The sequence below is a fragment of the Tenacibaculum pelagium genome (genome assembly GCF_014062345.1).
In the GTDB taxonomy this organism is placed as follows: domain Bacteria; phylum Bacteroidota; class Bacteroidia; order Flavobacteriales; family Flavobacteriaceae; genus Polaribacter; species Polaribacter pelagius.
The window spans coordinates 209,042-228,466 of record NZ_JACGLS010000001.1 but is presented as its reverse complement, the minus strand read 5'-3'; the positions used below and the strand labels follow the sequence as shown (position 1 = coordinate 228,466).

The following is a 19,425-nucleotide window of genomic DNA, read 5'->3' as shown; positions in this document are numbered from 1 at the left end:
TAATTAATGAGTGCACATAACAAGAGTCGAACTTGCACGTTCTTACGAACACAAGCCCCTCAAGCCTGCGCGTCTACCAATTCCGCCATATGTGCTAAAACTAAAAAAGTTAAGCAGAAGCTTAACTTTTTATAGTGACCGGGCTGGGGCTCGAACCCAGGACCCTCTCCTTAAAAGGGAGATGCTCTACCAACTGAGCTACCCGGTCATTGCTTCTTTGTGAAAGCGGTTGCAAATATACAACTGTTCTTTAAATGAGAAAAGGTTTTTTTATAAAATTTTTACTCATATTTGTAATTGCTTAATTATTAGTTTATGAAAATAGTTTTGGTGGGTTATATGGCCAGTGGAAAATCTACAATTGGGAGATTATTAGCAAAAAAAATGGAACTTCGTTTCATTGATTTAGATGATTATATTGAAAAGAAAGAAGGAAAATCAATTTCTGATATCTTTAAAATAAACGGAGAGATTTATTTCAGAAAAAAAGAGCATTTCTATTTAAAAGAGCTTTTAAATTTAGAAGATGATTTTATTTTGGCACTAGGAGGAGGGACACCTTGTTATGCAGGAAATATGCATCTAATTAACGAGAATAAATCAGTAAGATCTATTTATTTAAGGTTGAAAATTCCTACTTTGGTTGATCGATTGATAAATGAAAAATCTAAAAGACCGTTGGTAGCAGAGTTAAAAAATACTGATATACCAGAATATATAGCCAAACATTTATTTGAAAGAAGCTTTTATTACAATCAATCGGTTATAATTGTTGGTAGCGATAATAAAACTGTAGAAGAGACTATAACAGAAATATATGAACTACTATGTTAAGTAAGCAATAGTTTCTTTTTTATCAAAATGAACTGTAATATGTTCTTTGATAGATGTAGATAAAGAAATTCCTTTAAAGTCAGCTTTAACAGGATATTTTTTATGGTTTCTATTCACTAAAACAGCTGTTTTAAATCGTTTTAAAGGAACATTTAAAAAATGCTTTACTCCATATATTAATGTAGTTCCTGAATTTAATACATCATCAACTAATACTAATGACTTGTTTTCGTATTGTCCTACTTCTAAAGAAGTAGAGATAGAATTGATCGGATTCTTCTTATCTATAGAAACTTTACATAATTGTATTTGTAATGGAGATATTTGTGATAAAACTGTAGCGATTTTTTCAGCAAACAAATAACCGTTATCAGCAATACCAGCAATAATTATTTCTGATTCGTTACTATTGCTTTCGTATATTTGAAACGCTATTCGACGAGTTTTTTGTTCAATTTCTGTGTTGTTAAGTATAATAGTATCAGAAGCAATCATATCTGTTATTATTTTTTTGAAAGATATTACAAATTAACATCATTTTTATCAGAATCCTCATAATAATCGTCTATATCACGTCGATCTTTTTTAGTAGGTCTTCCAGTTCCTTTTTTGCGATAATAATCTTTAGAATATTTTAATAATTCTGTTTTTTCAAATTCTTCTTTAGGAGTTAAATCTTTTCGGTATAAATCAACTAATTTAGCTCCAACTCGGTTAGGAGGAATGTCTAAAACTTTTATTTTATAGTTAATCTGGTTTTTACGAACAGTAATTTCTTCATTTCCAAAAATCTCTTTTGAAGGTTTTAAATTAGTACCATCTATCTTAATATGTCCTTTTTTACAAGCTTCTGTAGCTATACTTCGCGTTTTAAATAAACGAATGCACCATAAATATTTATCGATTCTCATATAAAAAGTTAAAATTTATCTTTTCGTTTTTTACAAAGGTATAAAAATGGTAAATTGCGCGTTAAAATTTCAAGATTAAATGATAAAAATTAAGCATATTTTTTATTTCGCTATAGTTAGTGTTTTATTATATTCATGTGGAAGTGATAATGGTTCTGTAGTTAATTTCGATCACGAAGCTCAAGCGGTGAAAGATAAAGATTCTTTAATTACTTTTTTAAAGAACAATTATTATAATGCTACTTTAGATTCTGTTAAAGTAATTGATAATGGTCAAACTTCATTATTTGATGATCCAAAGTTAGTGACTAAAGAAGTTAAAGAAAATGATATAGATTATACATTATATTATTATGTAAATAGAGTAGGTACTCCAGTAAGTCCTACACCAAACGGGAACCCTACTGTTATGGACTCTGTTTACTCTAAATATAGAGGACAAAGAATTATTAAAAAAGACAGTTTAAGTCCTGATTTTGATAATAATACAACTTGGTTTTCTTTAAGTGGAGTAATTAGAGGATGGACTCATAGTTTTGTTCATTTTAAAGGAGGTGAAAATGTTACAAATAATGGACCAATCACTTATGTTAATGGAGGGAAAGGAATTATTTTTATACCTTCTGGATTGGGTTATAGAAATTTAGGTAGTAGAGATGGTTCTATAGCACCTAATGAAAACTTATTATTTTATATTGAATTATGGGATTTTGTAGAAAATACAGATGACGACCAGGACGGGGTACCTTCAATATTTGAAGATGTTGATGAAGATGGTGATCCTAGAAATGATGATACAGATGAAGATAGAATTGCAAATTATAGGGATACAGATGATGATGGTGATGGTAAATTAACCAAAGATGAAGATGCAAACGGAGATGGAGATCCAAGAAATGATTTTAGCGATCCTAATAACCCAACATTACCAGATTACTTAAATAGAAATATTAGATAATTATATTTTCTAGATTTAAAAAAACCGAAGTTTATAAACTTCGGTTTTTTTAGGTTTAATATTTAGTTTAAAACCTATATGATAAACCTAATATAATTTGATTAACGCGAGTATCAAAGTTTACATTAGAAGAATTACTATCTACAAATTTCATTTCAGTATCAGATAGTGCTCTTTCCCAACGTACATCTAATCCTAATTTTCCTAATTCTACTCCAGCACCAAACTGCAGTCCTAGTGAAAAACCTTCAGAATCAACTTCTTTTAAATCATTAATATCAAAATCTGAATTTAAAATGTATTGAAATGACGGACCCGCAAAAATATGTGCAACTTTAAATACCTTTTTACCAAGTAAAACAGGAATATCAATTTTTTTAAAATCGAAAGTAGTTGTCGTTTTGTTTGCTACGTTTACACTTTTCCCTTCTGGATAAAATGTAGCACTATTACTTAATTGAGTATAAACTAATTCTGGTCTTAAGTATAAACCTATAACAGGAATTTTTATACGAGTCCAAACACCTGCATGAAAACCTGTTTTGCTTTTTGCACCCTCAAGAACATCAGTTTTTACGTCTTGAAAAGAATCTGAGTTATAGTTTATACCTCCTTTAATACCAAATTGAATTTGACTTTGTGCTAATTGCATTCCTCCTAAAAATAGAAATACTATTAAAATTACTTTTTTCATGTTTATTGATTTAAGTGTGTTATTAAAACTTATTTTTAATTAAATTATTGAGTAAAAATTAAAAAACATCATTTTAACTTGTAAAATGATGCTTCTTATAATATTGAAAAATAAAATTATTTTCTAGAAATTACTTTCTCTACAGCATTAATTATTGCTTTATCATTTAAACCATATTTTTCCATTAATTCAGCTGGAGTAGCAGATTCACCAAAACTATCGTTTACAGCAACAAACTCTTGTGGAGTAGGGTTGTTGGTAGCTAAACAACGAGCAACACTTTCTCCTAAACCTCCATATTTATTATGTTCTTCAGCAGTAACAATACAACCAGTTTTAGCTACAGATTTTAATATGATGTCTTCATCTAAAGGTTTAATTGTATGGATGTTTATAACTTCAGCAGAAATACCTTTAGCCTCAAGTTGTTCAGTAGCTTGTAAAGCTTCCCATACTAAATGACCAGTTGCTACAATAGTTACATCAGCTCCTTCGGTTAATTTAATTCCTTTACCTATTTCAAAAGGCTCATCAGTCATGAAAACAGGTACTTTTGGCCTACCAAAACGTAAATATACAGGTCCTTCATAATCAGCAATAGCAATAGTAGCTGCTTTTGTTTGACTATAATCACAAGTATTAATAACTGTCATACCAGGTAGCATTTTCATCAATCCAATATCTTCTAGTATTTGATGTGTAGCTCCATCTTCACCAAGCGTTAAACCAGCGTGAGATGCACATATTTTTACATTTTTATCAGAATAGGCAATAGATTGACGAATTTGATCGTAAACTCTACCAGTAGAAAAGTTAGCAAAAGTTCCTGTAAAAGGAATTTTACCTCCAATGGTTAAACCAGCAGCAATCCCCATCATGTTAGCTTCTGCAATTCCTATTTGAAAGAAACGCTCAGGGTGATTGTTTTTAAAATCTCCCATTTTTAACGACCCTGTTAAGTCAGCACATAATGCTACTACGTTAGGATTTATTTTACCTAGTTCAGTTAAACCGTCACCAAACCCAGATCGGGTATCTTTCTTTTCTGTATATGTATATTTTTTCATCAGTTATGTTGTGTAAATACGTGTCAAAAATAATCTTTTATAAAAATGTACAACTACAATTTTATTAATTCTTTATATAATTTATGAACAGGAAAGCCCATGACGTTAAAATAACTTCCTTCAATTTTAGTAATTGCTATTTTACCTATCCATTCTTGAATTCCATATGCCCCCGCTTTATCAAAAGGTTTATAGGTATTTATATAATAATCAATCTCATTATCGGTTAATTCTTTAAATGTAACAATTGTAGTATCGTTAATCACTTTTTTAAATTTTTCACCAGTAATACATATTGAAGTTATAACTTTATGAGTATTATCAGATAGTTCTTTAAGCATATTAAAGGCCTGTGTATAATCTTTAGGTTTTCCTAAAGCTTTATTGTTTGCCCAAACAATAGTGTCAGAAGTTATTAAAAGATCATTTTCAGATAAATCATTTATAAAAGGTTTAGATTTTAAATCTGCTAAAAAATCAGTTATTTCTGAACCTTCAAGTTCGTTTGGATAAATTTCTTCAACCTCTTTAGTTTTAACTTCAAAAGGGATATCTAAATCTGCTAAAAGTTGTTGTCGTCTAGGAGATTTAGAAGCAAGAATTATATTATAGTTTGATAGTTTATCCGATAACATATTTAAAGTAGTAAGCAATAATAGGAACACTTAATACTCCTATTAAATAGATAATGTTTGCAATTTTATATAAAGATTCATAATCTTTAGAAGAAGATGAATTTAATAAACGATATATAAGATATAGTTCAGGAACTGTTCCTAGAAAAATAATAGTATAGAAAATGTATTTATTATGACTAAAAATCAAAGCAACAGTAAATACAATAACACATAAAAATACTAATGATAAAAGAGTTATGTTTTTAGCTCTTTTTCTCCCTAATAAAATAGGTATAGTTTCATGCTTTTTAAAATTATCTTCATCAATATTTTTAACATCCATTAGTAAGTCTTTAGCTAGATTGCTTAAAAAAGAAATTATAGCATATATAATTACTGTTAACTCGAGCTGAAAGAATAAATCCCACTGAGAAGAATTTAAATTTATAGGAGAATCAAACCATAAAAGGCAAATTAAAGCAAACGGAATTAAAAAAGATTTGAATAGGTTATTGAAGAAGTTCTTTTTAAAAAAACTAAAAGAATACATGTATTCTATAAAGGCTAAAAAAACAAAAATTAAACTATAATAAGGTTTATTGATTTTAAATGATAATAATATACCAAAGCATAAACCTGTTGCCATTAAAGTGTAAGCTGCAATTTTAGAATTTTTTACAGAAAAAACTTTTTTAATATGTTTCCGGTAAGAGTAATTAATTAAATGCCCAGAAGCAAATAATGAAGAAAAAGAAAGAGTTAAAAGACTTAAATCGAAAAAAGAAAGAGCAGTTTTAAAACCGTAACCATGTAAAAAGCAGTACTTAAATAAAAATAAAACAAATGAAAAATATAAAAGTCTTTTCCATTTTATAATGTTAAAAAAAACAGCGAACATTAATTGAAAGATTTTTTAATTCGTGCTAAATCTTTTTTGTTATCTCTATCTTTCATTGTTTGACGCTTGTCATGCGTCTTTTTTCCTCTTGCTAAAGCTATATCTAATTTAGCCCATCCATTTTCGTTAAGAAATAAACGCAAAGGAACTATTGTATTTCCTTTAGCTTCAACTTCTCGATGTAACTTTTTTAATTCACGCTTATTTAATAGTAAACGACGTTCACTTTTTGGCTTATGATTGTAGTGATTTCCAAAAGCATATTCCTCAATATACATATTAACAACAAAAAGCTCTCCGCGATCGTTAAACTCACAAAAGCTCTCTGTAATTCTAGCTTTACTTTGACGAATAGATTTTATTTCTGTCCCAGTTAATTGAATTCCAGCCGTGTATTTGTCGAGTATTTCAAACTCGAAACGAGCTTTTTTATTTTGGATGTTAATGTTTTTCTGCATCTTCTGGGGGTTCACATAATATTAACAAATATAAAGCTTTAGTTTGTGTTGTGAAATGTAAATTTGAGAAATATTAAACGACTAAAACAAACAAATTTTATGCGATATTTTTCTCTACTAATAATAGTATTATTTATGGCTTGCAAGTCAGAATATACAGCTCAGCAAATCGTTGACAATTCAATAAATCATTCGAAATTAAATAAAGTCCTAAACTCAAAGATGTCTTTTGATTTTAGAAAAAATCATTATGAAGCTGAAAGGAGTCAAGGAAATTATGAGTTTACAAGATTTATTGATAGAGATTCAATAAAAATAAAAGATATTCTATCAAATAACGGATTTCAACGATTTATAAATGATAGTTTAGTAGAATTGTCTGAGAAAGACCAAAATAGGTATGGAAACTCAGTTAATTCGGTACATTATTTTTCTATTCTTCCTGTTGGGTTAAACGATAATGCAGTTTATAAAAAATTACTTGGAGAAGTAGTAATAAAAGGAAAAGAATATTTTAAAATTCAAATAACTTTTGCAGAAGAGGGTGGAGGAGATGATTTTGACGACGTGTTTATTTATTGGTTTGCTAAAGATAATTTTCAACTAGATTATTTAGCCTATAAATATCATACAAACGGAGGAGGAATTCGTTTTAGAGATGTTAAAAAGGAGAATTTTATTGATGGAATTCGATTTGTTGATTACAATAACTACAAGCCTTTAAACAAAGAGATAGATTTTTATACTATTGATAAGTTATACGAAGAAGGAAAGCTTAAAAAAGTTTCAGAAATTGTTTTAGAAAATATTAAGCTAGAGTAAATATTACTCTATTTTTAATAGAATATCGGTTTTTATACCATTTTGAACATTAACAATATATAAGTTAGCATTATTGCGATCATCTATTTGTTGATGTTTTTCTTTTTCTAAAATTTTATTGACAAAAAATGGAGTAGTGTTACTATGCCCAACTATTAAAACTGTTTTTCCTATAGTTTCTTTTTGAAACTTAAGATTATACATATCATTTGGATTATATGATAAAACTTCTAGGTTATTACTATCTGCAGTTGGTTTAGCCGTTTGTTGGGTTCTATTATAGTTAGTGGAATAAATCATATCAAATTCTACATTTTTTAATATTTCCGACCACTTTTTAGCTCTTTCTAATCCTTTATTATTTAAATCTGGATTTTTATTCGTTTTATCAGTCCTATCTTTTTCTGCATGACGAATTAAATAGTAAGTAGTTGTTTCAGTCTCTTTTTGAGTACATGAACTTACTAAGAATAATAGTATAAAAAGTTTAAAATATTTCATTTTCTAATCGTTAAAGTATCTGGTTTGTTTGATATATAAATCTCTATTGTCTCCATCAATTTTAAATTCTATATCTAAACCAAAATTAAGAAAGGATTTTCGTCTTTTGTATACTTTTTTATAAAAGTGCTTTTTTATAACATTCAATTGTTTTGCTAAACTTAAAATCTCTTGATCATTAAGTATTAATTTATTCTTACTTAAGCTCGAATAAGTTATTATTTCTATTGCTTTCTTTTTATTATAAAGCTCAACATCAGCACCTTCATAACACAAAATTTGCTCACTCGTAATATCTTTATTAGGATTCACAACAGGTTCTTCTCCTAGCTGCATATTAATTACATTTCCATAAAAATCTTTTCTATATAAATTTTTGGTTATAGCGACTCCGTTAGCAATTTCATTAGGAAAAGAACGATGTGCTAAAATACCCATTGCTACAGTTTTTTGATTTATATTAAATAATTCCCTTTCTAAAAATGCTTCTTTGTTCCATAAACTAGCCCATACTTTTTTAATGGCTTTTTCAAAAGTTTTTTTAGTGTCGTTTAAAATACCTGTTTTCGAAGTGTATAAGCCAGCACCACTAAAACCAATAATATCTTCTGCGTTAGTAGAACTTCTAAATCGGATTCTTTTATATGCACAATTTTTACTAATTCTATTATTTGTGTTGGTAATTAAGGAAGTATTTATGGGAGCTTTTTTAATTTTCTTTCGAATGTTTTTTAAATTGATAAAAAGAAGGCTATCATTTTTGTTGGTATTATAATCGTTGATGGTTTTGTCTATTAACTCGTAAATGTTTTGATTTTTAATGTGTTGTAAATAATAATGGAAAGGTATGGCAAATGAACATTCAGGAACTTTAAAATTATTTGTTTGAGCAAGTTTATATAATTCTCCAAAATTAGCTGCTTTACCACCAACGATATCAATCATTTTATAATTTAGGTATTTACCTGAAATTAATGAGTCAATATCTCCTCTTATTTTTAGGTTTTTCAACCTTTTCTTTTTGGGTTTAGTTTTTCTTTCAAATTTCTTTTCTGAAATAGGTTTAACGTAAAAAGTATCTAGTTTTACCTCAAATGAAACATATTGATTCTTTAACTTTTTAAGATGATTATTTGTGTATGCTTTTTTATAAGTAGCTACTGGAATTTTTCTGTTAATTCCTAAAACAGAAATATGGCTCAATGGAGTTTGCATTCTAGTTGTTATAATCCCATTTACAATAGGTAAGCTTAACACTGGTTTATTTACAACAACAATATCTGTTTTAATTATATTCTCATTTTTTAGATTATCAATATCGATAAAACGTAGTTTTCCATAAGATTTATTTAATGAAATAGGTTGATATATCTGATTTCCATAGATTTTATCTACAGTTATAAAGGGTATAGTTAAATTTTGTTTTTCTGCGACTAATCTTGAGGTGTTTAAAAAAAACTTAAATTTTTTAAAATAAGAAGTACTTTTAATTTCTTTATATAAAAATGAAATGTCTTTTATATTCATTTCATCAGCAGGTGAGAGCTCTAAGGTGTAAGTGTTTAGGTTATTGTAGTAATTTATATTAGCTAATAAATAGCGTTTATTTTTATGAGCCTCATTATAGTTATAGTTGTTGAAGTTTTGAAGCTCTTGAGTTATTCCTAAATAATTTATAACAAATTCATAATGATATTTATATTGTTCACTATTAGTGTAATAAAGCTTTTTGTTTTTTAAATCATAGACAACTTTTAAAGATTTAACAATACCGTATTTATTAGACAAAGGTTTATATGATAGTTTGTCAAAATCAGCTTTGGAGGCTAAACTACTTTTATAGCTTTGTGAGTTTACACCAAGCGAGCATAATAAAAAAGCTAATATTACAAGTTTATAGTTCATTAAGCTGTGGAATAGTGTATCGTTATATCCGTAGTGTTATTAAGGTAATCTATCTTCTTCACGTCAATTTTTTGAATAGTAACATTTAAATCATTCTCAATAGATTTTATTAATTCTCTTTGATTTTTTAAATTAAGTTGATTTGAATTAGGATATGTGATTGTAGTAGATTTTAGTTTTTTATGGGTGAAAATATTTTCTAAAACTCCAATAAAAACAATCACTATAATATTAGAAACTAAAAGCTCTTTATAATAAGACCATTCTGTTAATGAATTGATTATTGATAAGCCTATTATCGAAAAAAGATAAGTCATCTCTTTAATGCTAATAGCAGAAGTACGATAACGAAGAATCCCAAAAATAGCAAATAACCCTAATGCAAAACCTAATTGAAGTTCTATGCTTTTAAGTAAATAACACAGTAAAAAAACAATTAAACCAATAACAAAATACGTAAAGACATAATCACTGTTTTTTGTTGATTTGTAGTAGATAAAACGAATTATTATAACAGATATAATAATGTTAATAACCAATTTAAGTAAAAATTCGTTCATAGTTTGGTTGTGTTATTTCTACTAAAATAAGAAATATTTAGCATTTCTTTTAATGATAAAAGCCAAAACACTAAGGTTTTGGCTTTTGTTTAACTATAAAAACTTACTATTAATTCTCTACTAAATCCGATTGATTTCTAAACACGAGCTTATCATCAAAAGCATCTAGTAAAATGATACTATCAGTTGTTACTTTACCTGATAATATTTCTTTAGATAACTGATTCAATACTTCTTTTTGAATAACACGTTTAACAGGTCTCGCTCCAAACTCTGGTTGATATCCTTTTTTTGCTAAATAATCAACAGCTTCATCCGTTGCATCTAGTGTAATGTTTTGTTCTGCTATCATTTTCTTAACACTATTCAATTGTAATTTTACAATTTGTTTGATGTTATCTTGAGATAAAGGAGCGAACAAAGTAATATCATCAATTCTATTAATAAACTCAGGACGAACCGTTTGCTTTAATAAACCAAGAACTTCTGTTTTGGCTAAATCCATAGTTGTATAGATATCACCTTTCATATTTTCAAATTTTTCCTGAATTATATGACTTCCCATATTTGAAGTCATGATAATTATAGTGTTTTTAAAATCTGCAACACGCCCTTTATTATCTGTTAACCTACCTTCATCTAATACCTGCAATAAAATATTAAAAGTATCTGGATGTGCTTTTTCTATTTCATCTAACAATACTACTGAATATGGTTTTCTACGAACCGCTTCTGTTAATTGTCCACCTTCATCATAACCTACATATCCTGGAGGAGCTCCTACCAAACGACTTACTGAATGACGCTCTTGGTACTCGCTCATATCAATACGAGTCATTGCATTTTCATCATCAAATAAATAATCTGCTAATGCTTTTGCTAATTCTGTTTTACCAACACCAGTCGTTCCTAAGAATAAAAAAGAACCAATTGGTTTATTCGGATTTTGTAATCCAGCTCTTGATCTACGAACTGCATCAGATACCGCTTCAATAGCTTCTTCTTGTCCAACCACACGTTTGTGTAATTCGTCTTCTAGCTTTAATAATTTTTCACGTTCAGATTGTAACATTTTTGTTACAGGTACACCTGTCCATTTTGCAACTACTTCCGCAATATCATCATAAGTTACTTCTTCTTTTATTAAAGCATTTTCACTTTGATTGGCTAATACCTCTTGTTGCTTTTCAAGTACTTCTTGCGCTTCTTTTATTTTACCATAGCGTAACTCGGCTACTTTTCCATAATCACCTTGGCGCTCAGCTTTATCAGCTTCTAACTTATAGTTTTCAATATCAGTTTTTAATTTCTGAACAGTATCTACTACAGCTTTTTCTGATTGCCATTTAGCATTAATCTCGTTACGTTCTTCTTTTAAGTTGGCTAAATCTGCGTTTAGAGATTTTAGTTTGACTTCATCATTTTCACGTTTAATCGCTTCAATTTCAATTTCTAGTTGCATTATTTTACGGTCTAAAACGTCTAATTCTTCTGGTTTAGAATTGATTTCCATTCTAAGTTTAGAAGCCGCTTCATCCATTAAATCAATAGCTTTATCTGGTAAAAAACGATTGGTAATATAACGTTGCGATAATTCTACCGCGCCAATAATAGCTTCGTCTTTAATTCTAACTTTATGGTGTGTTTCATATTTATCTTTAATTCCACGAAGAATAGAAATAGCACTTTCTGTATCTGGTTCATCAACAATTACTTTTTGAAAACGTCGTTCTAAAGCTTTGTCCTTTTCAAAATACTTTTGATATTCATCTAGGGTAGTGGCACCAATTGCGCGTAATTCTCCACGAGCCAAAGCAGGTTTTAAAATATTTGCAGCATCCATAGCACCTTGACCGCCACCAGCACCAACTAAAGTGTGAATTTCATCGATAAATAATACAATGTCTCCATCAGAAGTTGTTACTTCTTTTACTACTGATTTTAATCGTTCTTCAAATTCTCCTTTAAATTTAGCTCCGGCAATTAAAGCACCCATATCTAAGGAGAAAATTACTTTATCTTTTAGATTTTCAGGAACATCACCACGGATGATTCTATGTGCTAAACCTTCTGCGATAGCGGTTTTACCTGTTCCAGGTTCACCAACTAAAATTGGATTGTTTTTAGTTCTACGAGATAAAATTTGTAATAATCTACGAATCTCCTCATCGCGACCAATAACTGGATCTAATTTTCCGTCTTGTGCTAGTTGGTTTAAATTGTTAGCGTATTTATTTAAAGAATTATAAGTTTCTTCTGCGCTTTGTGAAGTAACTCTTTCTCCTTTACGTAATTCGTCTATTGCTAATTTTAATGATTTCTCAGTTACACCTTGATCTTTTAAAACTTGAGCAATATTACTTTTTGATTTAAAAATTGCTAAAATTAAATGTTCGATAGAAACATATTCATCGTTCATTTTTTTAGCTATTATAGACGCTTCATTAAGCGTTTTACTTGCTTCACGAGAAAGCATTAATTCTGCACCAGAAACTTTAGAAAAACTTTCTAATTGTTTGTCTAAAATTTGTTGAACAACATCAATATTAATGTTGAGTTTCTTTAATATAAATGGTAACACATTTTCATCAACTGTAAATAAAGCTTTGAAAATATGCTCATTTTCTATTTGCTGATTTCCATTTGCTTGCACTAATTGTTGCGCTTGTTGAATGGTTTCTTGTGATTTTATTGTATAATTGTTAAAATTCATACTTGGCTAAAGTCAAAATTAATACCAACCAAATTTAAAGAACAGAAACAGTCAAAATGTCGCTAAGGAGTTGTTTTTGCTGACTTTTTGACTGATTGAAAGGTTTTGAATAATAAATCGACAGAGTAAAAAAACATTAAATGGGATTATTAAACTCAATATTTGGAAATAAAACAGTTAAAAAAGAAGAACAAGAATCATTTATTAAATGGATTCCATTAACTTCTTTAGAGCAAATAGCACAGATTAAAAGTCAATCTAAAAATGAACCTGTAGCTATTTTTAAACATTCTACGAGATGTGGAATTAGTAGTATGGTGATTAAGCGCTTTGTAAGTAGTTTTGATGAAGAACTAAAAGATTTTAAAGTCTATTATTTAGACTTGTTAAACTACAGAGAGATTTCTAATGAAATAGGGTATGAGTTTCAAGTTTTACACCAATCTCCTCAGTTATTGGTGATTAAAAACGGAGAAGCGATTGCGCATGCATCACATTATGATATTGCACAAATTGATTTGAGAAAATTCTAAAAAAGATGCTGTTTTCACTGGTTTTTCTAGAAATAGCTCGTATTTTTGCGTATTCCAAAATTTATAAGTAATTGAGTAACGAGACAACAACTTCACAAGAAACTAAAGGAAAAAATCTATACAATTATCAGAAAGAGGCATTGCACAGAATTTTTAAAAGTTTTGAGAATGCACCTGAAAATTACCATTTACTATACCAGTTACCAACTGGTGGTGGTAAAACGGTAATCTTTTCTGAAATTACTCGTCAGTATTTAAAGCATTATCAAAAGAAAGTATTGATAATGACCCACAGAATTGAGCTTTGTAAGCAAACGGCTAAAATGTTGGGAGAGTTTGGAGTTGATAATAAAATTATTGATTCTAAAGCAAGTTTAGATGATCAAAATCAATATGATTGTTTCGTTGCAATGGTTGAAACATTAAACAATCGTTTAAATGACGATATGCTTGATATTTCTGATGTTGGTTTAGTTATTATTGATGAGGCTCATTACAATTCATTTACTAAATTATTCAAGTTTTTCGATAAGTCATTTGTACTTGGTGTAACAGCTACACCATTAAGTTCAAATATTAAACTTCCGATGAGAGACAATTACAATGAGTTAATTGCAGGAGAAAGTATTGGGACTTTGATTGAGAATGAGTTTTTAGCTAAAGCAAATGTATTTTCATACAATGTTGGTTTAACATCTTTAGAAATTGGAGCGAATGGTGATTATACAGTTAAATCTTCTGAAGATTTATATACCAATACAGATATGCTTTCTAAGCTTTTACAAGCTTATGAAGAACGTGCTAAGGGAACTAAAACGTTGATATTTAATAACGGTATCAATACTTCATTGCACGTATTTGATACGTTTAAAAAGGCTGGATACCCAATTGCTCATTTAGATAATACAAACACTAAAAAGGAACGTGATTTTATTTTAAAATGGTTTCATAAAACTCCAAATGCAATTATAACATCAGTAAGTATTTTAACTACTGGTTTTGATGAACCTTCTGTAAAATCAATTATTTTGAATAGAGCAACAAAATCATTGACTTTATATTATCAAATGATTGGTAGAGGGTCTCGTATTTTACCTGGGAAATCAGAATTTAATGTTATTGATTTAGGTAATAATTTCCATCGTTTTGGTCCTTGGGGAGCTGATTTAGATTGGCAAAAAATGTTTAGAGCTCCGAATTTCTATTTAGACAACTTATTATCTGACGAAGAAATTGAGAGTGATTTTAGATATGAATTACCAGCAGAGGTAAAAGCTGAATTTTCAAATTCTAAAGATTTATATTTTGATGTTAAAAGAGTTTATATTGATACGATTCAAGCTGGACAATCATCAAAAAAAGTGTTAGAGAAGTCGATAGTTCATCATGCAAAAATGTGTATTGAAAATAGTGAGGATGTTTTTGATGCATTAATTTTAGCAAAAAAGCTGGGAGGAGAAATAGATGATAGAATTTTTAGATATTCTAAATGTATTTGTAAGAGTACGCATAACTTTATAGATTGGTTGCAAGATGATTATCGTAAAAAGTTAAATTCACACTTACGAAATAATTTTGATGAGATTTATGAAGAAATTCATGGTCATCCACCACCAGAGGAGGAATAAATAAAATAAAAAAGCTCATTTCTTAACGAAATGAGCTTTTTTATTTCCTAATTAAGTCCTTTTATTATTTTATTATTAAGTTTTATAAAATCATTGTTTTTTGCTTTTTTAGAAAGCAGTAACCCTCTTTTAGCTACTTTTACTGCTTCTTTATTTTCCCCTAAATCTTTTAGTATTAAAGCTTCTCTTGTAACTTGAAAAAATAAAGCTTTTTTAGATTTGGTTACTTTTTTAATATATTCTAAAGCTTTTGGAAGCATTGTTTTTGTTTCATGTAAATATAAAGCAGCTTGGTAATAATCGAAACTTGAGGCACCAGCTAAAGTTTTTTTAATTGAATTTAATATCTTTTCTTTTTCGTTAATTGTTAATGGAATCTTTAAAACAGTATGTTCCCATTGTAAAACTAAAGAAGCACTTTTTAAAGTTATATCTTGAAAACTTATTTCAAAAGTTTCTATTAATTGCGGTACTTTTTTAACATTAACATCGATAGTTAATAGAGGAGTTTTATCAACATAAGTATTCCAGTTCCCACTATCATAAGAATACCATCTTATTTCCCATGAATTTAATTTCGGAATACTTAAAATACTGTAATTTCCTTTTTTTAATGTATCACCTTGAATATTAATATCATTAGAAAAGCTTATTTTGGTGGCTGTATTTGCACCAGTTCTCCATATTTCATTGAATGGAAGTAATGCATTTTTTTCAAAAATAACACGATTTCTGACGCTTGGTCTCGAATAGTTTATTGTTACTTCAGTTAATCCTATATTTTGAGTAATTGTTGCAGTCGGGCTTAGTTGCGGAATTTTTAATTGTGCAGTAATTGCATTGGATAAAATTAAACTAAGAAGAATTATATATTTTTTCATTATTGTAAATTTTTATTAAAATATTCAGAAGGTGAACTTCCCATCAATTTTTTAAAAGATTTATTAAAAGTAGTTTTTGAATGAAAACCTGATTCTTGGGCTAAACCAAAAAAAGTAAATTGTTTAGCTTTTTCTGTTTGGGCTAAGGTTACAAACTCTTTAATACGATAATAATTAACATATTCAAAAAAGTTCATGCCAATATTTTCATTTAACAAACGTGCTAATTCAGGATTATTTACGCCTAATAATTGTGCTAACTCACTTTTTAAAAGCTTACTATTTAAATACGGTTTTTTTTCTATCATTATAAGTTCTAACTCATGCTTTAACGTATTTAGATCTTGATAACTTAGTTTAGATTTATTGTACTTTTTATTTTCTAATTCTTCAGGTATTATTTGTAAGACCTGTGGAGATATCATAGAGTAGTAAGTAATAAAAAGAATAATTAAAGTTAAAACAATCCATATGTATGGACGCGCTTTTCGTTCAATCATATCAATACCTAATAAGCTAGTTATATATAATACCGACCAAATGAATAGACAGCAACCAATAATGATTAAAAACCTAAAAAGAAACTGATTTTGTATTTCATAAGAAATTTCATTTTTCATTTTTTTAGAAAAATTTTTAAAAATACTCCAGCTTAAAAACCAATAGGTTAGGTTAACTATTAATCCTACTGCATGACACATATAAATTACACGCATTAATTCGCCTGTTTTAGAGCGCTCTATAATAATTGCATCTGATGGAATTATAAAATAGATCAGAATAAATACAGAGTACATAAAACCAGGTATATAATGTACAAGCCTTTTAAAAGTATAATATTTCTTTTCTAAAACACTACTCGTGAAAAGATAGATTGTAGGACCAAATAGTAAAGCTGAAAATTCAGAAAGCGCAATAAGTCTAAAATTTTTGCCAAAAACCTCAGTGTTATGAACTACTTTTCCTAATAGACCAATAAAAAGTATCGCTATTAAAAAAGCCATAAATCCATTTATTTTTGTCCTTTTTTTAGAAGAAAAAAGGTAAATTACTAGTAAAAAAAGGCTTTGAAAGAATCCAAAATAGACTAATTGATTTAAAATAGTTAGCATAAAAATAAGCTGATTTTTTAGGCAAGTTAATCAATGATAAATTGATGAACGTTTTTTAATTTAGAATAAAAACCTAGAGGATGTTTTTCTACAAACTTCTCATAATCAGATTTATTTTTCCATTCAATAATGGTAAATAAATCAGGATTATAATTATAACCGACTGGTGAAATTCCTTTAGGTAGTTTTAAAATAAATTTACCTCCAGTAGCAAAAACATCTTTTTCCCATTGTTTAGTAAAAGTATAAAAATCTGTATTATTTTTTTTCCAAAAAGAAGTTACCACATTATATGTATTTAAATTCACGGTAAATTTTAAATCTTTTGATAAAGTATAATAGCTTAATCCAAAATAAGCAAATGTGCTTCTACGTTGCTTATGAAAGTCAGGAACTCTATTTACGATATTTTCGAGAAAATTTTCTCGTTTTTCTTTATTTCCCCATTTACCTATAAGAAAACTTTTAGGTAAATAATTACCTAAAATTAATTTAGATGCTTTAAAACCTGGTTGGGGTTGATACCCATATTCAAATCCAACAGGTAATATAGTTTTCTTATATTTTTCAAATCCTTCTTTAAATTCTGGACTACCAGTTAGTAAAATTATATCTAGTACTTCTCCTTTTTTGAAATTAAAAGATTTGACATTTTGTTGACTATAGACATTAACCAAAATAAATGTGAATAGAAATAATACTGATTTTTTCATAAAATTAAATGTTTATTAATTACAAAAACAAATAAATGAGGAAATCAGTTTCGAATCAAAAATATAGAGGGTAGAAGCGTACAAATACGGTATATGCACAGTATTTATATAGGTTTTAGATATTTTTGTAAATAAAAAAAGATGCTCGAAACGAACATCTTTTTAAAAACTAATTTTATTATTTTACTACTCTTTAGCAGGTAATATTTTACCAGTACATTCTCCAAAACCAATACGAACTTGGTCGTTTTGAGAGTATCCTCTCATGATAACAGTATCGTTATCATTTATGAATTTACGCTCAGAACCATCATTCATTTTAATTGGGTTTTGACCTCTCCAAGTTAATTCTAACATAGAACCAAAACTATCTTTTGTAGGTCCAGAAATTGTACCAGATCCCATCATATCTCCAGCGTTTACAGGACAACCATTAACAGTATGATGCGCTAATTGTTGTGCCATTGTCCAATACATATATTTAAAGTTAGAATTACAAACAACGGTTTCTTCTTTACCTTCTGGTTTTATAGCCATTTGTAAATTAATATCTAAACTGTCTTTACCTTCTTTCTTTAAATATGGTAAAGGCTCGTGTACTTGCTTCGGGTTATCAACTCTAAAAGGCTCTAAAGCATCTAAAGTCACAATCCAAGGAGAAATAGTAGATGCAAAGTTCTTCCCTAAGAAAGGACCTAAAGGAACATATTCCCACGCTTGAATATCACGAGCAGACCAATCGTTAAATAATACTAATCCGAAGATGTATTCGTCAGCTTCTTCGATAGGGATTCTATCACCTAAATCATTCGCAACTGTAGTAATGAAAGCCATTTCTAATTCAAAATCTAATAATTTTGAAGGTCCGAAGTTTGGTGTAGTTTCACCTTCACTTGGTCTTTGTTGCCCAATTGGACGATGAATAGGCGTTCCAGAAGGTACAATAGAAGAACTTCTACCATGATAACCAATTGGAATGTGTAACCAGTTTGGTAATAAAGCATTTTCAGGATCTCTAAATAAAGAACCTACGTTGGTAGCATGCTCTTTACTTGCGTAGAAATCGGTATAATCTCCAACAGAAACCGGAAGTTGCATTTCAACATCTTCCATTCTGAAGATAATTTTATCTTTATGTTCTGCATTATCACGTAACTTCCCGTTAGTTACATCAAAAATTTCAGCAATTCTATTACGTACTAAACGCCATGTTTTACGACCATCTGCAATAAAATCGTTTAAAGTATCTTGTAAGAAAATATCATCAGTAAGTGGAATTCCTTCAAAATACCCTAATTGATGTAATGCCCCTAAATCTATAGCAAAATCACCAATTCTAGTACCAATAGTAATAATATCATCTTTAGTTATAAATACACCGAAAGGAATATTTTGAATAGGAAAATCTGAGTTACTATTTACTTGTAACCAAGATTTTCTTTTAGGATTATTAGCTGTTATCTCCATTGAAATTGTTTGTTGTTTTATATACCAAACCTACATATTTTTTTTCAATTTTAATCAATTTAAAGACTAGAAATTTTAAATGATTACTTAAAATTTACATAGTTAATAAATGAATTGTTTTGGTTAAAAATAATGCAGTTTTTGCATAAAGTT

At 28.5% G+C, this 19,425-nt stretch carries 20 protein-coding genes and 2 tRNA genes; 5 read left to right on the top strand and 17 right to left on the bottom strand.

Annotated features, from left to right (window positions below; all coding sequences use genetic code 11):
* Positions 1 to 11: 11 nt before the first annotated feature.
* Positions 12 to 95: transfer RNA gene (locus tag H3Z83_RS01055), tRNA-Leu, on the bottom strand.
* 40 nt (positions 96 to 135) lie between these two features.
* Positions 136 to 208 (bottom strand) — tRNA-Lys (locus tag H3Z83_RS01050).
* A 107-nt stretch (positions 209 to 315) separates the two neighbouring features.
* Here H3Z83_RS01050 and H3Z83_RS01045 point away from each other — a divergent pair.
* The gene (locus H3Z83_RS01045; RefSeq protein ID WP_182123627.1) at positions 316 to 834 is read left to right on the top strand and encodes a shikimate kinase; all 519 of its coding nucleotides are present in this window, start codon (positions 316 to 318) and stop codon (positions 832 to 834) included.
* On the opposite strand, the gene H3Z83_RS01040 is transcribed toward H3Z83_RS01045, so the two are convergent.
* Both H3Z83_RS01040 and H3Z83_RS01035 read right to left on the bottom strand, forming a co-directional pair.
* On the bottom strand, positions 826 to 1,329 hold the full coding sequence (locus H3Z83_RS01040) for a phosphoribosyltransferase domain-containing protein (protein ID WP_182123626.1): 504 nt from the start codon (positions 1,327 to 1,329) through the stop codon (positions 826 to 828). The genes H3Z83_RS01045 and H3Z83_RS01040 overlap by 9 nt on opposite strands.
* Before the next feature lie 26 nt (positions 1,330 to 1,355).
* A complete protein-coding gene (locus tag H3Z83_RS01035; RefSeq protein WP_182123625.1) occupies positions 1,356 to 1,745 on the bottom strand; it encodes an RNA-binding S4 domain-containing protein in 390 nt (129 codons plus the stop codon).
* A 79-nt stretch (positions 1,746 to 1,824) separates the two neighbouring features.
* On the opposite strand from H3Z83_RS01035, the gene H3Z83_RS01030 reads away from it, so the two are divergent.
* Entirely contained in the window at positions 1,825 to 2,703 is an 879-nt protein-coding gene (locus H3Z83_RS01030; protein WP_182123624.1) for an FKBP-type peptidyl-prolyl cis-trans isomerase, read from the top strand.
* 67 nt (positions 2,704 to 2,770) lie between these two features.
* Here the strand turns inward: H3Z83_RS01030 and H3Z83_RS01025 are convergent, their stop codons facing one another.
* The 5 genes from H3Z83_RS01025 to smpB all read right to left on the bottom strand — a co-directional run bounded on the left by H3Z83_RS01025 (position 2,771) and on the right by smpB (position 6,437).
* Entirely contained in the window at positions 2,771 to 3,397 is a 627-nt protein-coding gene (locus H3Z83_RS01025; protein ID WP_182123623.1) for a porin family protein, read from the bottom strand.
* Positions 3,398 to 3,513: 116 nt separating this feature from the next.
* Positions 3,514 to 4,464: a transketolase family protein gene (locus H3Z83_RS01020; protein WP_182123622.1), complete on the bottom strand. Its 951-nt coding sequence runs from the start codon at positions 4,462 to 4,464 to the stop codon at positions 3,514 to 3,516.
* 53 nt (positions 4,465 to 4,517) lie between these two features.
* Entirely contained in the window at positions 4,518 to 5,099 is a 582-nt protein-coding gene (locus tag H3Z83_RS01015) for a Maf family nucleotide pyrophosphatase (RefSeq protein ID WP_182123621.1), read from the bottom strand.
* On the bottom strand, positions 5,086 to 5,979 hold the full coding sequence (locus tag H3Z83_RS01010) for a UbiA family prenyltransferase (protein WP_182123620.1): 894 nt from the start codon (positions 5,977 to 5,979) through the stop codon (positions 5,086 to 5,088). Before H3Z83_RS01010 ends, H3Z83_RS01015 begins: the two co-directional genes overlap by 14 nt.
* Positions 5,979 to 6,437, bottom strand: coding sequence for an SsrA-binding protein SmpB (gene smpB, locus H3Z83_RS01005; RefSeq protein ID WP_182123619.1), 459 nt, complete (start codon positions 6,435 to 6,437; stop codon positions 5,979 to 5,981). The genes H3Z83_RS01010 and smpB overlap by 1 nt, the downstream gene beginning before the upstream one ends.
* Positions 6,438 to 6,536: 99 nt before the next feature.
* Here smpB and H3Z83_RS01000 point away from each other — a divergent pair, with 99 nt between their 5' ends.
* The gene (locus H3Z83_RS01000; RefSeq protein WP_182123618.1) at positions 6,537 to 7,259 is read left to right on the top strand and encodes a DUF6503 family protein; all 723 of its coding nucleotides are present in this window, start codon (positions 6,537 to 6,539) and stop codon (positions 7,257 to 7,259) included.
* Positions 7,260 to 7,262: 3 nt separating this feature from the next.
* Here the strand turns inward: H3Z83_RS01000 and H3Z83_RS00995 are convergent, their stop codons facing one another.
* The 4 genes from H3Z83_RS00995 to clpB all read right to left on the bottom strand — a co-directional run bounded on the left by H3Z83_RS00995 (position 7,263) and on the right by clpB (position 12,938).
* Positions 7,263 to 7,760: a SixA phosphatase family protein gene (locus H3Z83_RS00995; protein ID WP_182123617.1), complete on the bottom strand. Its 498-nt coding sequence runs from the start codon at positions 7,758 to 7,760 to the stop codon at positions 7,263 to 7,265.
* A gap of 3 nt (positions 7,761 to 7,763) precedes the next feature.
* Positions 7,764 to 9,665, bottom strand: a complete 1,902-nt coding sequence (locus tag H3Z83_RS00990; RefSeq protein WP_182123616.1) for a PEP/pyruvate-binding domain-containing protein — start codon at positions 9,663 to 9,665, stop codon at positions 7,764 to 7,766.
* Positions 9,665 to 10,225, bottom strand: coding sequence for a DUF4956 domain-containing protein (locus tag H3Z83_RS00985; protein ID WP_182123615.1), 561 nt, complete (start codon positions 10,223 to 10,225; stop codon positions 9,665 to 9,667). The genes H3Z83_RS00990 and H3Z83_RS00985 overlap by 1 nt, the downstream gene beginning before the upstream one ends.
* A 109-nt stretch (positions 10,226 to 10,334) precedes the next feature.
* Positions 10,335 to 12,938, bottom strand: coding sequence for an ATP-dependent chaperone ClpB (gene clpB / locus H3Z83_RS00980; protein ID WP_182123614.1), 2,604 nt, complete (start codon positions 12,936 to 12,938; stop codon positions 10,335 to 10,337).
* Positions 12,939 to 13,078: 140 nt separating this feature from the next.
* On the opposite strand from clpB, the gene ytxJ reads away from it, so the two are divergent.
* Positions 13,079 to 13,471, top strand: coding sequence for a bacillithiol system redox-active protein YtxJ (gene ytxJ, locus H3Z83_RS00975; RefSeq protein ID WP_182123613.1), 393 nt, complete (start codon positions 13,079 to 13,081; stop codon positions 13,469 to 13,471).
* Between the two features lie 71 nt (positions 13,472 to 13,542).
* Complete coding sequence (locus H3Z83_RS00970; protein ID WP_182123612.1) at positions 13,543 to 15,099, top strand: DEAD/DEAH box helicase; 1,557 nt, start codon at positions 13,543 to 13,545, stop codon at positions 15,097 to 15,099.
* A 47-nt stretch (positions 15,100 to 15,146) separates the two neighbouring features.
* Here H3Z83_RS00970 and H3Z83_RS00965 read toward each other — a convergent pair whose 3' ends face one another.
* The 4 genes from H3Z83_RS00965 to fahA form a co-directional block, all read right to left on the bottom strand.
* Positions 15,147 to 15,980 carry a DUF2911 domain-containing protein gene (locus H3Z83_RS00965; RefSeq protein ID WP_182123611.1) on the bottom strand — a complete coding sequence of 278 codons (834 nt, stop codon included), beginning with the start codon at positions 15,978 to 15,980 and terminating at the stop codon, positions 15,147 to 15,149.
* Positions 15,980 to 16,984: an AraC family transcriptional regulator gene (locus H3Z83_RS00960; protein ID WP_246337432.1), complete on the bottom strand. Its 1,005-nt coding sequence runs from the start codon at positions 16,982 to 16,984 to the stop codon at positions 15,980 to 15,982. The genes H3Z83_RS00965 and H3Z83_RS00960 overlap by 1 nt, the downstream gene beginning before the upstream one ends.
* Positions 16,985 to 17,118: 134 nt before the next feature.
* A complete protein-coding gene (locus H3Z83_RS00955) occupies positions 17,119 to 17,805 on the bottom strand; it encodes a hypothetical protein (RefSeq protein ID WP_182123609.1) in 687 nt (228 codons plus the stop codon).
* Between the two features lie 186 nt (positions 17,806 to 17,991).
* On the bottom strand, positions 17,992 to 19,272 hold the full coding sequence (gene fahA / locus H3Z83_RS00950) for a fumarylacetoacetase (protein WP_182123608.1): 1,281 nt from the start codon (positions 19,270 to 19,272) through the stop codon (positions 17,992 to 17,994).
* Positions 19,273 to 19,425 lie beyond the last annotated feature (153 nt).